17 protein-coding genes and 1 riboswitch are annotated in these 14,371 nt (G+C 65.2%); of the genes, 12 read left to right on the top strand and 5 right to left on the bottom strand.

From position 1 onward, the window contains the following. Window positions 1-41: 41 nt before the first annotated feature. Window positions 42-563: a MarR family winged helix-turn-helix transcriptional regulator gene (locus tag ACTSLZ_RS01050; RefSeq protein ID WP_238692380.1), complete on the top strand. Its 522-nt coding sequence runs from the start codon at window positions 42-44 to the stop codon at window positions 561-563. Window positions 564-588: 25 nt separating this feature from the next. On the opposite strand, the gene ACTSLZ_RS01045 is transcribed toward ACTSLZ_RS01050, so the two are convergent. Further along, window positions 589-1,350, bottom strand: a complete 762-nt coding sequence (locus tag ACTSLZ_RS01045; protein ID WP_443095420.1) for a GntR family transcriptional regulator — start codon at window positions 1,348-1,350, stop codon at window positions 589-591. A gap of 156 nt (window positions 1,351-1,506) precedes the next feature. Here ACTSLZ_RS01045 and ACTSLZ_RS01040 point away from each other — a divergent pair, with 156 nt between their 5' ends. Genes ACTSLZ_RS01040 through ACTSLZ_RS01020 form a run of 5 tightly spaced genes read left to right on the top strand, consistent with a single transcriptional unit; the run spans window position 1,507 to window position 5,350 of the window. Next, the gene (locus tag ACTSLZ_RS01040; protein ID WP_443095419.1) at window positions 1,507-2,577 is read left to right on the top strand and encodes an ABC transporter ATP-binding protein; all 1,071 of its coding nucleotides are present in this window, start codon (window positions 1,507-1,509) and stop codon (window positions 2,575-2,577) included. After that, window positions 2,574-3,260, top strand: coding sequence for an ABC transporter permease (locus ACTSLZ_RS01035; RefSeq protein WP_443095418.1), 687 nt, complete (start codon window positions 2,574-2,576; stop codon window positions 3,258-3,260). The genes ACTSLZ_RS01040 and ACTSLZ_RS01035 overlap by 4 nt, the downstream gene beginning before the upstream one ends. Beyond that, the gene (locus tag ACTSLZ_RS01030; protein WP_129315605.1) at window positions 3,257-3,928 is read left to right on the top strand and encodes an ABC transporter permease; all 672 of its coding nucleotides are present in this window, start codon (window positions 3,257-3,259) and stop codon (window positions 3,926-3,928) included. The genes ACTSLZ_RS01035 and ACTSLZ_RS01030 overlap by 4 nt, the downstream gene beginning before the upstream one ends. Continuing rightward, window positions 3,928-4,857, top strand: a complete 930-nt coding sequence (locus tag ACTSLZ_RS01025) for an ABC transporter substrate-binding protein (RefSeq protein ID WP_443095417.1) — start codon at window positions 3,928-3,930, stop codon at window positions 4,855-4,857. Before ACTSLZ_RS01030 ends, ACTSLZ_RS01025 begins: the two co-directional genes overlap by 1 nt. A gap of 52 nt (window positions 4,858-4,909) precedes the next feature. Further along, the gene (locus tag ACTSLZ_RS01020; RefSeq protein WP_129315604.1) at window positions 4,910-5,350 is read left to right on the top strand and encodes a DoxX family protein; all 441 of its coding nucleotides are present in this window, start codon (window positions 4,910-4,912) and stop codon (window positions 5,348-5,350) included. A 456-nt stretch (window positions 5,351-5,806) separates the two neighbouring features. Here the strand turns inward: ACTSLZ_RS01020 and ACTSLZ_RS01015 are convergent, their stop codons facing one another. Beyond that, window positions 5,807-6,274 carry an acetyltransferase gene (locus tag ACTSLZ_RS01015; RefSeq protein ID WP_443095416.1) on the bottom strand — a complete coding sequence of 156 codons (468 nt, stop codon included), beginning with the start codon at window positions 6,272-6,274 and terminating at the stop codon, window positions 5,807-5,809. An 18-nt stretch (window positions 6,275-6,292) separates the two neighbouring features. After that, window positions 6,293-6,853, bottom strand: coding sequence for a pyridoxamine 5'-phosphate oxidase family protein (locus ACTSLZ_RS01010; protein WP_178980461.1), 561 nt, complete (start codon window positions 6,851-6,853; stop codon window positions 6,293-6,295). A gap of 214 nt (window positions 6,854-7,067) precedes the next feature. Here ACTSLZ_RS01010 and ACTSLZ_RS01005 point away from each other — a divergent pair, with 214 nt between their 5' ends. After that, on the top strand, window positions 7,068-7,925 hold the full coding sequence (locus tag ACTSLZ_RS01005; RefSeq protein WP_443095415.1) for a class I SAM-dependent methyltransferase: 858 nt from the start codon (window positions 7,068-7,070) through the stop codon (window positions 7,923-7,925). 77 nt (window positions 7,926-8,002) lie between these two features. On the opposite strand, the gene ACTSLZ_RS01000 is transcribed toward ACTSLZ_RS01005, so the two are convergent. Further along, window positions 8,003-8,608, bottom strand: coding sequence for a lytic polysaccharide monooxygenase (locus ACTSLZ_RS01000; protein ID WP_443095414.1), 606 nt, complete (start codon window positions 8,606-8,608; stop codon window positions 8,003-8,005). Between the two features lie 208 nt (window positions 8,609-8,816). Between ACTSLZ_RS01000 and ACTSLZ_RS00995 the strand changes: the two genes are divergently transcribed. The 5 genes from ACTSLZ_RS00995 to ACTSLZ_RS00975 all read left to right on the top strand — a co-directional run bounded on the left by ACTSLZ_RS00995 (window position 8,817) and on the right by ACTSLZ_RS00975 (window position 13,440). After that, window positions 8,817-9,287 carry a DUF3995 domain-containing protein gene (locus ACTSLZ_RS00995; RefSeq protein ID WP_443095413.1) on the top strand — a complete coding sequence of 157 codons (471 nt, stop codon included), beginning with the start codon at window positions 8,817-8,819 and terminating at the stop codon, window positions 9,285-9,287. An 856-nt stretch (window positions 9,288-10,143) separates the two neighbouring features. After that, a riboswitch (TPP riboswitch) is annotated at window positions 10,144-10,234 on the top strand. Continuing rightward, window positions 10,225-11,091 (top strand): hydroxyethylthiazole kinase, encoded by an 867-nt coding sequence (thiM, locus tag ACTSLZ_RS00990; RefSeq protein ID WP_443095412.1) that lies wholly within the window; start codon window positions 10,225-10,227, stop codon window positions 11,089-11,091. It overlaps the preceding riboswitch by 10 nt. Next, complete coding sequence (thiE, locus tag ACTSLZ_RS00985) at window positions 11,088-11,774, top strand: thiamine phosphate synthase (protein ID WP_156265543.1); 687 nt, start codon at window positions 11,088-11,090, stop codon at window positions 11,772-11,774. The genes thiM and thiE overlap by 4 nt, the downstream gene beginning before the upstream one ends. Beyond that, window positions 11,774-12,706, top strand: a complete 933-nt coding sequence (gene thiD, locus ACTSLZ_RS00980; RefSeq protein ID WP_443096075.1) for a bifunctional hydroxymethylpyrimidine kinase/phosphomethylpyrimidine kinase — start codon at window positions 11,774-11,776, stop codon at window positions 12,704-12,706. The genes thiE and thiD overlap by 1 nt, the downstream gene beginning before the upstream one ends. A gap of 26 nt (window positions 12,707-12,732) precedes the next feature. Further along, a complete protein-coding gene (locus ACTSLZ_RS00975; RefSeq protein WP_443095411.1) occupies window positions 12,733-13,440 on the top strand; it encodes a TenA family protein in 708 nt (235 codons plus the stop codon). Between the two features lie 172 nt (window positions 13,441-13,612). Here ACTSLZ_RS00975 and ACTSLZ_RS00970 read toward each other — a convergent pair whose 3' ends face one another. Continuing rightward, window positions 13,613-14,362 carry a hypothetical protein gene (locus ACTSLZ_RS00970; protein ID WP_443095410.1) on the bottom strand — a complete coding sequence of 250 codons (750 nt, stop codon included), beginning with the start codon at window positions 14,360-14,362 and terminating at the stop codon, window positions 13,613-13,615. Window positions 14,363-14,371 lie beyond the last annotated feature (9 nt).

Here is a 14,371-nt window from a genome sequence, read left to right as displayed (position 1 = left end):
GATCGAGCAGGGAGCAAGATCGTCGAGTGGAAGGTCGTCCGGTGTCCCACGCGCCCCAAGCCCCGTGCGAGCCGCAGTGGCTGACGCAAGAAGAGCGTGAAGCCTGGCTGAGTCTTTCGGCGATCATGTTCCAACTTCCGGGCCAGCTCGAGAACCAGCTCCAACGCGACTCGGGCATGGGCTTCGTCGAGTACATGGTCCTCGCGATGCTCTCCGAGGCTCCCGAACGTCGGCTCACGATGACCGAACTTTCGTCGCAGACCAACACGCGCCTGGCAAGGCTCTCCCGCGTGGTGAAACGTCTCGAGGAAGACGCCTACGTCGAGCGCACGACCTCGGAAACCGACCGCCGCGTCAGCATCTGCCATTTGTTGCCGAGCGGGCACGACGCCGTCGTCGCCGCCGCGCCCGGCCATGTCAGACAAGTGCGCGCCGCGGTCTTCAACCGCCTCAACAAGCGCCAGGTCAGCCAGCTCGCCGCGATCGGCGAAGCGCTGCTCGGTGGCAAGCCTTCTTCGATCGTCGCGGCGCAATTGGCGCAGGGAACGGGCCCCAGGGCCTAGCGAGATCTGAGACGGGGCTGGCCCGTCAGGGGTTCTCGGGTCGGTTTCCTCCGGCCGTGAAGTAGATGTGGGCGTCGGTCGAGACGAAGACCGATTCGCCGTACAGGAACGGCTCCCCGTCCGAAGAGCAGGCCGTGATCTGCAAGGACAGGCGCGGTTGCCTGTCGGTGATCCCGAGCGTCCAGGCCTCGTCCCGGGACGGCACGCGGAGCGAGACGCTCAGGTCCTGCTGGGCGATGCTGACGCCGTATTTCTCCTCGAGGCAGCCGTAGAGGGACTGCTCGGAGAAGTCCTCGGTCTCGATCCCCGGGAAGCGGTCCGGGCCGAACCACGTGCGCGAGAGCTGGTGGACATTGCCGTCCACGTAGCGGCGTCGGGACATGTGGAGCACCTCGGAGTGGCGGTCCACCCGGAGGGCGCCCGCAACGGAAGTATTGGCGCGGACAAGGCCGAACTCCAGAATGTCCGAGTGCACGCGGTGCCCGAAACCCGTCAGTTGACCGAAGAAGCCGGTGAATCGGCTGTCGAAGTGCTCGCCCTGTTCGACGTGGTTCTCCGTGGTCGTCGGGGACGGTCGGCTGACCTTGGTGCCGTGGCCGCGATGTCGGGTCACGAGTCCGTCGCGGGCAATTTCCTCGATGGCCCGCCGCAGCGTGATGCGCGAGACGTCGTATTCCTCGCACATGCGGGCTTCCGTGGGGAGCAGGGTCCCGTCCTCGAGCTCAGCGACTCGGGCGCGCAATTGCCGCTCGACGGCGCGGTACTTCGGCATCGACGCGGCAGACACTCGACCTCCTGCGGGCCCGGCGGGTTCCTGTGATTCGTAAGCTATCCTCTCGGCGCCCGAACCCAAAGTATGACGTCGTTTCCGGGTGAGTTGGGCAACTCTCCGCGAAGGCCTGGCGTAGGATCGCACAAAGCAGTCTGAACCGAAGGAACCACCATGCCACTAGGAAAAACGGACGCGATCGAGTTCATCGGAGTCTCCAAGGAGTTCGAGTCCTCCACTGCGGTGGAGAACCTCGATCTCGCGATTCCGGACGGTCTCATCACGGTCTTCGTGGGGCCCTCCGGCTGCGGGAAGACGACGTCGTTGCGCATGATCAACCGCATGGTGGAACCCACCCGCGGACGGATTCTCATTCAGGGCGAGGACAACAAGGACACTCCGGCCCACGAACTGCGCCGGTCCATGGGGTACGTGATGCAGGAATCCGGTCTGATGCCTCATCGCACGGTCGCCGACAATATTGCGACCGTGCCGAGACTGAACGGGGTGTCGAAGCGTGACGGGCGGTCCCGGGCCCTCGAACTGATGGACACGGTCGGTCTGGACCGCGGGCTGGCGAAGCGCTATCCCGCCCAATTGTCCGGGGGACAGGCGCAGCGCGTCGGCGTCGCCCGCGCCCTGGCCGCGGATTCCCCCGTGCTGCTCATGGATGAGCCGTTTTCCGCCGTTGACCCCGTGGTGAGGGCGGACCTGCAGCGCGAGCTCATCCGGCTCCACGAGATCCTGGAGCGGACCATCGTGTTCGTGACCCACGACATCGATGAGGCCGTGACCTTGGGCCAGCGCGTCGCGGTCTTCGCCGAGGGCGGCCGTGTTGCGCAGTTCGGAAGCCCCGAGGAGATTCTGCGCGAGCCGGCCGACGACTTCGTGGCCTCATTCGTCGGCCACGACCGCGGAACGCGCCGCCTCACTTTTGCCTCCGCGGGCGAGGTCCCGATCCGCCCCCTGGATGCGGAGGACCGGCCGTGGGGCGATTGGCGCCTGGCCCTCGACGACGCCGGCCGACCCGCCGGATGGAGCATCGACGATCGAACCATGGTCGGTGGAAGCCTGTTCCCCCAAGGCGGGAGCCTGCGCGACGCCTTGGATTCCGTGCTCTCTTCCCCGTCCGGCTGGGGCGTCGCGGTGGATGACGACGGCCGAGCACTCGGCCTGCTGTCCTCCGACGACGTCATGGACGCCGCCGCCAGGGAGCGCAAGAGCAGATACGGGGTGGGCCTGTGACCTGGCTCTTCCACAACCTGTCCTACGTGGGGGAGCTGACGTGGCTGCACCTGTTGCAGTCCGTGCTTCCCGTGGTCATCGGAACCGTTGTCTCGATACCGGTCGCTCGTTTCGCCGCGGTGCGCCGGTCCCGTGGCGCGGAGGGCGCCGGCGGTGCGTCACGCGCACGAGCCGGCAAGGCGCGGCGGGGAACCGTGGTCAATGCGGCGGCCCTGCTCTACACGATCCCTTCCCTGGCCCTGTTCGTGCTCCTGCCCCTGGTCCTCGGCACGGCCATTACCTCGCTGACCAACGTGATCATTGCGCTGAGCCTGTACGTGATCGCGATGATGGTCCGCTCCTGCGTGGATGCCTTCGAGTCCGTCGACGCCGCCGTGCTCGACGCCGCCACGGCCGTCGGGTACCGACCGGCTCGCCGGTTCTGGGCGGTCGAGTTGCCGCTGTCCGTTCCGGTGATGGCCGCGGGGCTGCGCGTGGCTCTGGTATCGAATATTTCCATGGTCTCGGTGGGCGCGGTGATTGGGATCCAGTCCCTCGGCACGCTCTTCACCGACGGACTCCGGCGCGACTTCACGACCGAGATCATCGTCGGAATCGTGCTGATCGCGCTGATCGCCGTCGTCCTGGATCGCCTGGTCGCTCTGGCCGCGGCCGTCGCAACGCGTTGGCAGGTGAGGTCATGAACGTCGTCGAACAAACGTGGAACTGGTTCACGGACCCGGCGTCCTGGGGCGGTTCGGGCGGAATATGGATCCGCCTCGCCGAGCACCTGGGATACACGGGCATGGTTCTGGGCATTTCCGTGGTCGTCGCCGTCCCCATCGGGCTGTGGCTCGGGCACACGCGCCGGGGCGGAAACGTGGTGATCGGGCTGACGGGCGCTCTGCGCTCCCTTCCCACGTTGGGCCTGCTGACCCTGTTCGCTCTCTGGATCGGTATCGGCCTGACCGCGCCCGTTCTGGCCCTGGTGATTCTGGCCGTGGCCCCCTTGCTCGCCAACGCGTACGCGGGTGTCGCCGCGGTGGATCCTGCCGTGGTCGACGCCGCCCGCGCCCAGGGCATGAAGGAGTGGCAGATCCTCTTCACGGTCGAGATACCCAATGCGGTCCCCGTCCTGTTCGGCGGGATCCGCAATGCTGCCCTCCAGATCGTGGCCACGGTGACGGTCATGGCCTACATCGACCTGGGCGGTCTCGGCAGGTTCCTGATCGACGGCCTCGCCGTCCGGGACTATTCGCGGATGGTCGCCTCGATGCTGCTCGCCGCGGTCCTGGCCCTTGCACTGGACGGGATCCTGGCTCTCGTGCAGCGCATGCTCACTTCTCCCGGCCTGGTCAAGGAGGAATCGTGATGAATCCTGTATCGAGGAACGCGTCGCGCCGGGAGGTACTCGGTCTCGCCGCGGCGGCGTCGGTCCTGGGGCTGACCGGTTGCGGCCTGTCGGGGAAGAACGCCCTGGGACCGTCCAAGGGCAAGGGCACCATCGTGGTCGGCTCCGCGGACTTCGTGGAGTCCCAGATCATCGCCGAAATCTATACCGCGGCCCTCCAGAACGCCGGGCACAAGGCCGAGAGCCAGCCCGCGATCGGCGCCCGTGAGGCCTATATCGGCGCCGTCAAACAGGGCAGTGTCAGCGTGGTGCCCGACTATTCGGGCAACCTCCTCCAGTACTTCGACAAGTCGGCGACCGAGAGCACCGCCGAAGATATCATGTCCGCCCTCGCCAAGGTGGTCCCGAAAGGACTCCAAGTGCTGGAACCGTCCCCGGCCGAGGACAAGGACGCACTGGTGGTCACGAAGGACGTGGCGAAAAAGTACGGGCTCGAGTCGCTCGAGGACCTCGGCAAGGTCTGTTCGGACCTCAAGCTTGCCGGGCCGCCGGAGTTTCAGGAACGGGCCTACGGCCTGCCGGGGCTCGAAGCCAAGTACGGGTGCGTTCCCGCGAAGTTCTCGCCCATCAACGATTCGGGCGGCCCCCTCACGGTGAAGGCTCTTCTGGACGACCAAGTGCAGGTCGCGGACATCTTCACCACGACGCCGGCGATCGAAAAGAACGATCTGGTGGTTCTGGAGGACCCCAAGAACAACTTCCTGGCCCAGCAGGCCATTGCCCTGATCCGAAAGGACCAGGTTCCCCAGGCGGCCCAGGACGTGATCAGCAAGGTGTCGAAGACGCTGACCACCCAGGATCTGATTCGTCTGAACGACCGGGTCAGTGGCGACGAGAAGGCATCGACCGTGCAGGCCGCCAAGGACTGGGTCTCGGACAAGGGGTTGTGACTGTGACGCCCGGCCTCGACGGTGTACCGCTGACAGGTAGAGTGTTCGAGATATGAGTTACCCACAGAATTCGACGCTGTCCGCGCCCCTCGGCCTGTTGCTCCTGAGAGTCGGCTTGGGCGTTGTGTTCCTGATGCACGGTTTGCAGAAGTTCAACGAATGGACCCTGGCCGGGACCGCGGAGAATTTCCGGCAAATGGGCGTTCCCTCGGCCGAGCTCGCAGCCACGGTGGCCGCATACGCCGAGCTGGTCGGCGGAATCGCGCTGATCGTCGGCCTGTTGTCCCGGCTCGCCGGCCTGGTGCTTGCCCTCGACATGCTCGGGGCCATCTACTTTGTGCACGGTTCCCAAGGTTTCTTCGCCTCGAACGGCGGGTACGAATCCGTTCTGGTGCTCGGACTCGCGTCCCTGGCCGTCTTCCTCCTCGGACCCGGCCGATTCGCGATCGCCGGCGGCCTCGACGACCGCCGAGGCTGGGGCATCCTGGCCTGACAACCGGGCTTCCGCACGGTGTGTGGCGCGGTGCGGCCTACGGGGTCGCTTTCGGGGTTGAGGTGGCAGTTTTGTGCGGCCTCTGGCGTCGAGGTGGCAGTTTCGTGCGGCCTTTGGCGCCGAGGCGTCAATCCCGTGCGGCCTTTGGCGTCGAGGTGGCAATCCCGTGCGTCTTTCGCGTCGAGGTGGCAATTTTGGGACCGATAACGGGCTTTTTCGTCCCGAAATTGCCACCTCGTGCGGGAATTGGCCCGAAATTGCCACCTCGTGCGGGAATTGGCCCGAAATTGCCACCTCGTGCGGGTTCGTCGGACGCGCTGGGTGCGCTGCCGGCCTGCTGCCGCCGCCCGCCTGCTCCTGCCGGCCTGCCGTCGCCGCCTGCCGTCGCCGCTTGCCGTCGCCGCCCGCCGCCTCAGGCCATCTGCCTCAGCCCTTCTGCCTCAGCCCCCCCCGGCTTCAGCTCAGGCTGAGATGCAATAGCGGGTACGGGCGCCCGGCGTCGTCGGTTTCGCTGCGTCCGACCACCTGAAAACCGCGACGCATATAGAACTCAACCGCTTGGGCATTCTGTTCGTTCACATCGACGGTCCGGACCTCATGCTCTTCGATCGCGTGGGTCAGAAGCTTCGTGCCGATGCCGACGCCGCGTCGGCCGGCGTCCATGAACAGCATCTCCAGGTTGCCGTTGAGGACGCCGGAGAACCCCACCTGCCGACCGTCCAACTCGGCGACATCGAGCCAAACGGCGGGGAAGTCATCGGATTCCAACGTGGATTCGATCTCTTCGCGGTCAGTTTCGGCCAGGAAATCGTGGGTCGCTGTGACCGCGCTTCGCCAGATTGCGGCGAGTGGAGCGTAGTCCGTGGGTCCTTGTGAGGGCCTGATTCTCAGTTCCGCCGCGTTCTCGTGTGGCGTCTCATTCATGTCTCCATCATGGCAGGGTCAGCCGGCCGGGGTCGTGACCAGGTGGTTCTCCCATCCGGAGGATTCGCGAACGTATTCGACCCTCGTATGGTTGCGGTCTTCGCGGGCCTGCATGAACTCGTATTCCGTGGGTTCCAGAGAATAGAGCTGCCACTCCGGGTTCGGCTCGCCCGTGTAGCTGGGGCGCTTTTCCCAATCGCGCTCTGATTCCTCGCCGCTGAGGGCGACCACGTTGCCCGTGACCCTAACCTGTCGCCCGGACTCCCGCCAGAAGAAGACCATGGAGGCGCGCGGGTTCTTCTCGAGTTGTTCCCCCTTGCGGGAGGTCCGGTGCGTCGAGAAATGGAAGCCGCGTTCGTCGATGTCCTTGACGATGAGGGTACGACCGACGGGGGTGTCCCCATGTTGGATCGTCGTGAACGTCATCGCATGGGGCTGCCGATTGCCTGATGCGATCGCATCCTGGAACCACTCCTGGAACAACTGCTCCGGGTCCTGGGGAACCGTCGCAGGGTCGAGGATCGGGAGGTTCTTGGGGAAGGACGGCAGACTGCTCAATTGGTCGCTCAAAGTGCTCATACGTCGATAGTAGGGGAGGACCCCACACCATGGACGACGAATGCGAACTGTGCATGGAACGATGTGTCCGGCTTCTGGTTGAGCTGTGGACAACACATGCTCATGAGTCTCATGTGCCTTTATACTGCGTCGTACAGAGCCTCTGATTCCCTCATCGGACTGCGTGCCGAGCGGCGGGCAGGGCCTTCAAGCGCACCATCTCTGAGGGGAGCCCATGAATCGTTCGACGCCGGACCTTATTCTTCCGGAACTCGAAGGACTGAGCGACAGTAACGTCGAGGGGACGTTGCTGGTCCCGTTGTTGGGACGGGCACGAGCGGCGCAGCGTTTCCCCGAGGTTCTTCCGGATCCCGCGGGCGACCGACTCTTGCATGATCTCGGCGTGAAGGTGCGTGCGAGCACGAATGCGGAGAGGTTCGGGGACTTCTGCTATGTCGTCCGTTCCCATGCGTTCGACCGCATGGTCCGCGACTTCCTGGAGCGGAACCCCGACGGGGTGGTTCTCGAACTCGGTGCAGGTCTCGACACCACGTTCTGGCGGGCTGGACAGAAAGCACGATCCTGGTACGCGGTCGATTTCCCGTCCGTCGCGCGCCTGCGTGGGGAATATCTTCAGGAGGACCCGAGATTGTGCACAGTGGCCGCGGATTTGTCAGAGAACTCGTGGATGGAGCGTGTGGAAACGGCGGGCAAACCGGTTCTCGTCATCGCCTGTGGAGTCCTGCACTACCTGTCGCACGATCGAGTCGCCCGTCTGATGGACGGTCTGCAGGCCGCGTTTGGGGGTGTCGACGTCGGCTTCGACTGTTCCAGCAAGGACGGGCTCAAGCACTCGCAGCGTCAACTGGAGAAAGCGGGAAGTTCGGCCAGAATGGTCTACTGGGTCGATGACCCTGAGGCCGAGGTGGAAAGGTGGGGCGTCGGCGCGAAGCTCCTCGAATCGGGTCACTATTTCCGCGGCGCTCCGGTGCCGCGCGGGATCGGGATCAAAGCCCGAATTTTTATGGGTCTCGTGGCATTGACCAGGGGGTCGAGAATTGTGCGCGCTCACCTGCCCGCCGTCGCCGGGTGAGCCCCGCCGGTGCCGACGACGACCGAAGTCCTCGTCGACACCGGACAGGAAACAACGCGACCGAATGTCAGAAAATATCAGTCGTTGATATTCACATCGACGGTGTTGTAAAACGCGTTGGAAGTATCCTCGATATCCCACACGGCGTAGATCACGTGATATCCCTTGTGGTCGTCGGGCAATTTCATCTGGTCCGCGGTCCCGTCAGTGGGAAGCGAACCATCGCCGTCGACCTCGGACAGCGGCTGCAGCTCATCGCGAGTCAGCGGGGAGTTCTGGTCCCAGCCGTTCTTGGTGATGTAGTAGTGCCACTTGGCCGTGGGGTGCTTGGCCGTGTACTCCCAACCCAGGTTGAGTTCCTGGCCGGCCTGGACCTCGTTCTTGTCCCACCTGTCGGAGGACTGCTCGTCCAGGTTCTTGGCGAGATCCGTACCCCCGGAGGCCAGGTGTCCGTCCTCCGGGCCACCAGTCGAGGGATCCAGGCTGAACCCCTTCGGTGCCTCAATGGACTGCGGCTCGTACTGGACCGCGCCCAAATCGGTGTTCGAACTCATGGCCGCACGAGCGGTCACATCCGATTCGGAATTGCCGATGTACCCGTGGGCATTGGCTGCCGCGGCACCGCCGAGAACGAGCACGCTCGCCAAGGCAGTAGCGGCGCTGAAAGTGAATGACTTACTCATAACGTGTTCCTCAATGTGATTGGAGTCAAATGTTGTGCGAGCCGGTCAGCGAGTCTAACCAAAATTTTGAGGGACACGCGAAATTCGGAATTCGCTGTCGTGTTTTGAATGAGAAGCGAGACAGCTGCTGGGGCCTCGCTGGATGAAAGCACCGTGCTGTCTGGATGGACCCCTGGCTCGAACCGAAATGGGTCAATAGGCTCGAGACATGAAGAGATCGGATGGTCAGCGCCTGCTTGCCGTGGCGATGGTTCTTGGGCTCTGTCATGCTGCGGCGAGCCTGTACTGGGCGCTCGGCGGGTCCTTGCTCCTGGAAACCGTCGGGGACTTTGCGGTCCGCATGCACCGGGACGGCGATGCCGGCTTCCGTTGGATGCTCGGTCTTGTCGGTTTGGGCAAGGCGGCCGCCGCCTTGATCCCGTGGGTCGACCACCTCCGCCGTCCTCCGCATCGATGGGTCCGTGCCGTCTCCTGGATCGGCGCCATCGCGCTGATCGGGTGGGGCGCTCTGGGGGCGGTCGGCGGCTGGATCGGGATCGTCATGGGCCCGTCGACGTCGAATCGGCCGGCGCAATGGGGGCACGCCATTCTCTGGGATCCCCTGTTCCTGCTCTGGGGTCTGGCGCTTGCTGGCGCGCTCTGGCTCACCCGTCGCTCCGGGGCGGACCCGGCCCCGTGACCCACGAGGTGTGGGGTCGGGAGTGCCGAACGCACGGCGAACCCCACAGGCGGTGGAGAAAGTTATCCACAGGTGTGCACAACGATGTGCACAAGTCGAACACGTGTCCTAAGTGTTGTGGAATGTCGAAGGCTTCGACGCGCTCATGGGGCCGAAGCCGATTCGAAACACGAGCCCGGTGGGGAATCGAACTACGCGCATGTAAGTTGTCCACGCCTGGGGACAACGCCTGTGGAGAAAGCTTGGCCGGGCGACGTCGTCCGGACCCGCCTTCCGTGTGCCCATGGGGATCGAGGGGCGGGGCTGATGGGGTGTCGCTCGGTCAGAAGGTCCGCTGGTCAGCGCGAACTTTGCGGCTTGGTGTCGAGACAAGGGGTCGTACGTCGGGGTGCAGGTCGCGACGGCGATCGCCTCGTCACGAACGAGCCGAGACGACAATGGGTTGTCCACAAATATCCACAACTGTCCACAGGACGGCTTCCGAGTGTCCCCAATTCTCCACCACCTGTGCGAAAAGTTTTCCACAGGTGGGGACGGGTGAGGTCGGATGTGGGGAGGCCGGTCGACTCTCCTCATGACCGGACGACGTCGATCAGCGTCCTCTCGGGGGCAGATTGGTCCACAACATCCCCGTCATTGCGGGATCAATGGTTGCGAAACGATCCGAGGTGACGGTTCGCCGTCGAGTTCGTGGGCGATGTGAAGTCACAATCGTGTAAGTTCTCCACACTGTGGATATGCGTTGTGGAAAACCGCCTTCTCGCGTCGGTGTCCACAGATTCTCGGTACTTTGGCTCTGTCCATGCCGCGGCCCGGGTCCGCGGACTACAGTTGGATCGGAGCGCACGTGAGCGTTCGCAGTGACGAGGGGTGCCCTGAGGCTGAGATACGACCCTTTGAACCTGATCTAGCCAGTACTAGCGAAGGGATGGTCACCATGGCTGGTTCGCAGAACATCGAAGCGTCGATCACCGATGCCGGGTCCAACGGTGCCGATCGGGTCGTGATCGATCCGGCTCGAGCGGTGCGGGACACCACTCCTCTGGTCCACTGCCTGACCAATGCCGTGGTCAAGGAGATCACCGCCAACGTTCTGCTCGCCGTTGGCGCCTCTCCGGCCATGGTCGAGCATCCGGAGGAAGCCGGCATTTTCGCCGGAGTGGCCAACGGACTTCTGGTGAACGTCGGAACGGTCTCGGATACTCAGATCTCGGCCATCAAGGCCGCGGTCGAAACGGCCCGAACCAACGGCGTGCCCTGGGTCCTGGATCCTGTCGCCGTGGGCTCTCTCCCCGTGCGCACCGAACTCTCCCGGAACCTGCTCGAGGCCCGACCGTCTGTGATCAGGGGAAATGCGAGTGAGATCGTGGCCCTCGCAGGGCTGGGGTACGGAGGCCGCGGGGTCGAATCGACCGACGACGTCGAATCCGCTCTCGACGCCGGACATGCACTGTCAGAGCGCACGGGCGGCGTCGTCGCCATCTCCGGGGAGCGGGACGCGATTGTCTCCGCGGATCGAATCACGTGGGTGACCAGCGGTCACCCGTTCATGCCATTGGTCATTGGCACGGGATGTTCCCTCGGGGCAACGGTGGCAGCCTACCTCGGCGCCTCGCGTCCGGCCGGCCTGTCGGATCACGACGCCGCCGTGGCCGCTCACGCGCACCTGGGGGCCGCCGGAACCCTGGCAGGCAGAACCGCCGAAGGCCCGGGAACGTTCCGTGTGCGGTGGCTCGATGCTCTGTACGAGCTGTATCCCGAGGGCATCGCCCGCACGGCCGAGATCGTAGAGGACGCCCCGTGATTCCTCCGACCACAGACTTCTCCCTGTACTTCGTGACCGACACCGCACTCTGCGGGGGCGTCGAACGCGTCCCGCACGTGGTGTACGAGGCCGTGATGGGCGGCGTCGGTGTGGTTCAGGTGCGTGACAAGGAACTGGGGGATTCCGAATTCTCCGTATTGGCGAAGGAATGCGCGAAAGCCGTCGGGAGGGCCGAACAGGACTCGGGACGGCCCGCGCATCTGTTCGTCAACGACAGGCTCAATATCGCGGCCGACCTGGGCCTCAATGTCCATGTCGGCCAGTCGGACGCCGCAGCGAAGGAGGCTCGCCGGGTCCTCGGACGGGACCTGATGGTCGGCCTCTCGGTGTCGAGTCCGGACGAAGCCCGGGCCGCGGTGGCCGAACGGTATGCGGATGTTCTGGGCATCGGGCCCGTCTGGGCGACGCCCACCAAGAACGACGCCGGCCCGCCGCTGGGGCCCGATGGCGTCACCGCGTGCGCGGCCTTCGCCCGAACGGTCGGTTTGGCCAGTGTGGCCATCGGCGGCATCAATCCGTCCACGGCGACCCGGCTCGCGGGAGTCCCCGTCGATGGCTTGTGCGTGGTCTCGGCGATCGCGGGCGCGGAGGATCCTCGGCACGCGGCGGCGGAGATGCGGCGTCTTGCAACCATGACCCTGATGAGAGGACGTGACTCGTGATGCGGCCACCCGTCGCCATGACCATCGCAGGCTCCGACCCTTCCGGAGGCGCCGGAATCCAGGCCGATCTGAAGGCCTTTTCGGCCGTCGGGGCCTACGGGTGCGCGTGCCTGACGTCGTTGCCGAGCCAGAACACGCGCGGAGTCCGTGATGTCCACGGGGTCCCGAGCGAGGTGGTGGCCACCCAGATCGAGTCCGTGATCGATGACCTGCCGGTGGACGCAACCAAGATCGGCATGCTCGGCACCGCCGACGTGGTGCGGACGGTCGCGGCGCTGATCTCCGAGCGTCGCGAGCACTTCGGCACCGTGGTTCTTGACCCGGTGATGGTGGCAACCAGTGGGGACCCCCTGTTGAGCGAGGATGCCGACGCCGCGCTCCGCGGTGATCTGCTTCCCCTCGCGGATCTCATCACGCCCAATCTGCCGGAAGGTGCCCGGCTGCTGGGTCGTCCCGATAGGGTCGCCCAATCCGTCGAGGAGATGCAGACACAGGCCAAGGAGCTGCTCGCGCTCGGCCCCCGCGCCGTTCTCCTCAAGGGCGGGCATATGCGCACCGGCGAGGCCGTGGACATCCTTGCGACGGTCCCCGGTTGGGCACCCGGGGCGACGTCGTCCGGAAACGAGTCTGCAGGGAACCCCGTTTTGGTCGAGTTGAGCTCGCCGCGAGTCCGGACGCGCAACACGCACGGAACGGGGTGCACCCTCTCGTCCGCCATCGCAGGATTCGCGGCCCGGAATTCCAGGCAGGAGATGCGGGACACGGACAGCGCCGAACCCCGGGTCATTGACGACGACGCCCTCGAAGCCGCAGCAAGGGACGGCAAGAACTTCCTCACGAGGGCGCTCAAGGACGGCGCCGAGTGGCGCCTCTCGCGATACCCGGACCAGGGCCACGGCCCCGTCAACCACTTGTCCCAAGTACTGAGGTAGAACCACCTACGGAGCGTGAGCACGCCATGAACCCAATCACCCAAGAAAAGGCCGGCCAGTGGCGGACCGGCGAATTCACGAGTCGCCTGTGGAACGATGCCTCCGGGATCCTGGACCGAGTCAACCGTCTGGCCTTCCTCGAGAAGCTCGCCGCGGGAACTCTCGCCCCAGAGATTTTCGTCGATTACATCCAGCAGGACGCCTTCTACCTGGGCAATTACTCGCGGGCGCTCGCGATGTTGGCGACGCGAGCACCTTCGCAGGAGGCCGCGGAATTCTGGGCGGGGAGCGCGAGCTCGGCCGTCGCGGACGAAAAAGCCCTTCACACCCAACTCATGGGCGACCGTCGTCTGAGTTCCTTGCCCAGGCCGGAGGCGCCGTCCCCGACCACCAGGGGGTACATGTACACCCTGCTCGCGGCGTGCGCGTACGAACCCTACGACGTTGGTGCCGCGGCGGTTCTGCCCTGTTTCTGGATCTACGCCGACGTCGGCCAGCGCTTGGCCCTTCGCGCGGAAGCCGTGGAGGGCCACCCGTACGGCCGCTGGATCGAGGAATACGGCGACCCGGCCTTCGCGGAGGCCACGCAGAGGGCCATCGATCTGGTCGATGAGGCCGCCGAATCGGCGTCGGAGACGGTCCGGTCACGGATGCGCGACGTGTTCCTCGATGCTTCCCGGTACGAGGAGATGTTCTGGGACGCGGCCTATCGTCGGGAGCGGTGGAGCCTGTAGCGACGTTACGAACCGAGACCGGGCTGCGACTCCCGGCAACGGCCCGCGACGGGCCTGCAGGCCCGCGGCGTGCCGCACGCCCGCTACCGACCCGCAGCCCCCTCCCGCGACCGACTCGTGGCACTGAACCCGCCCGTGACGGGTTCAGTGCCGCGTACGCCTCACACGCGCCTCACGCGCAGGTGCAATCCGCTCGTGTCGTGTATGAAATCGGGGAGACGTACACCTGTTGATAGTTCGTCGAACTCTTCCCGGAAGAATTGCTCGAGTAGATCAAGGAGAAGCTGGTCAACCCGCGGCCGGTCAGCTTGTAGCGCACCAGTCCGCGCGCTGCGCCCGGATCCACGCCGAAGGTGCCCGGGGCCCCCGAGTGCGCGCTCTGACACGTGGAGCCGGAACAGGTCACGTCCGCCGGGGTCGAAGGGGTAGCGACGGTCCCTGGGACCGTGACCACGTCGCCGTAGTATCCGTTCTGGTAATCGATGTCGGTCACCCAGAACTCCACACAGTAGACCGGCTGGGGGAACGTGAAGGTCACGGTCTGGGACGCCTGCCGGTAGTGCTTCACGAGGGTTCGCTGGTTCAGCTCCAGGTACGGACCGGCGGTGGCACCCGGAGGCGCGAGATTGACGACATTGAAGTTGTACCGTCCCCTGTTGCCCCCGTTTCCGGCTTCTCCGGAGGTGGCCAGGAACATCTTGGATGTGGCGCCCTTCGTGGCCGCGGAAGTGACGGTGATGCCGTTGGACATGCTTCCGGAAGCGGCTGTCTGCGTGGTGCGCCCACCCTGGTGGGTGGCCACGGTCTTCTCGCAATTGCTGACCGCGTAGGCGGGGACGGTGGAAGCTCCGGCAACCAGGGGAACGCTCCAGGCGGCACCCTTGGTCACCGCGCGCCGAGTGGGGGACGACGTGGTGTGCATTGGTCCTCT

The organism is Rothia koreensis, assembly GCF_052232265.1.
In the GTDB taxonomy this organism is placed as follows: domain Bacteria; phylum Actinomycetota; class Actinomycetes; order Actinomycetales; family Micrococcaceae; genus Rothia; species Rothia koreensis.
Note: the sequence above shows the minus strand (reverse complement) of the source record. Positions and strands in the feature narration are given on the sequence as shown.

Coding starts and splice junctions, on each gene's coding strand:
- ACTSLZ_RS01040 (WP_443095419.1), top strand. CDS start 1,507: ATGCCACTAGGAAAAACGGACGCGATCGAGTTCATCGGAGTCTCCAAG.
- ACTSLZ_RS01030 (WP_129315605.1), top strand. CDS start 3,257: ATGAACGTCGTCGAACAAACGTGGAACTGGTTCACGGACCCGGCGTCC.
- ACTSLZ_RS01025 (WP_443095417.1), top strand. CDS start 3,928: ATGAATCCTGTATCGAGGAACGCGTCGCGCCGGGAGGTACTCGGTCTC.
- ACTSLZ_RS01020 (WP_129315604.1), top strand. CDS start 4,910: ATGAGTTACCCACAGAATTCGACGCTGTCCGCGCCCCTCGGCCTGTTG.
- ACTSLZ_RS01015 (WP_443095416.1), bottom strand. CDS start 6,274: ATGAATGAGACGCCACACGAGAACGCGGCGGAACTGAGAATCAGGCCC.
- ACTSLZ_RS01010 (WP_178980461.1), bottom strand. CDS start 6,853: ATGAGCACTTTGAGCGACCAATTGAGCAGTCTGCCGTCCTTCCCCAAG.
- ACTSLZ_RS01005 (WP_443095415.1), top strand. CDS start 7,068: ATGAATCGTTCGACGCCGGACCTTATTCTTCCGGAACTCGAAGGACTG.
- ACTSLZ_RS01000 (WP_443095414.1), bottom strand. CDS start 8,608: ATGAGTAAGTCATTCACTTTCAGCGCCGCTACTGCCTTGGCGAGCGTG.
- ACTSLZ_RS00995 (WP_443095413.1), top strand. CDS start 8,817: ATGAAGAGATCGGATGGTCAGCGCCTGCTTGCCGTGGCGATGGTTCTT.
- thiM (WP_443095412.1), top strand. CDS start 10,225: ATGGCTGGTTCGCAGAACATCGAAGCGTCGATCACCGATGCCGGGTCC.
- thiD (WP_443096075.1), top strand. CDS start 11,774: ATGCGGCCACCCGTCGCCATGACCATCGCAGGCTCCGACCCTTCCGGA.
- ACTSLZ_RS00975 (WP_443095411.1), top strand. CDS start 12,733: ATGAACCCAATCACCCAAGAAAAGGCCGGCCAGTGGCGGACCGGCGAA.
- ACTSLZ_RS00970 (WP_443095410.1), bottom strand. CDS start 14,362: ATGCACACCACGTCGTCCCCCACTCGGCGCGCGGTGACCAAGGGTGCC.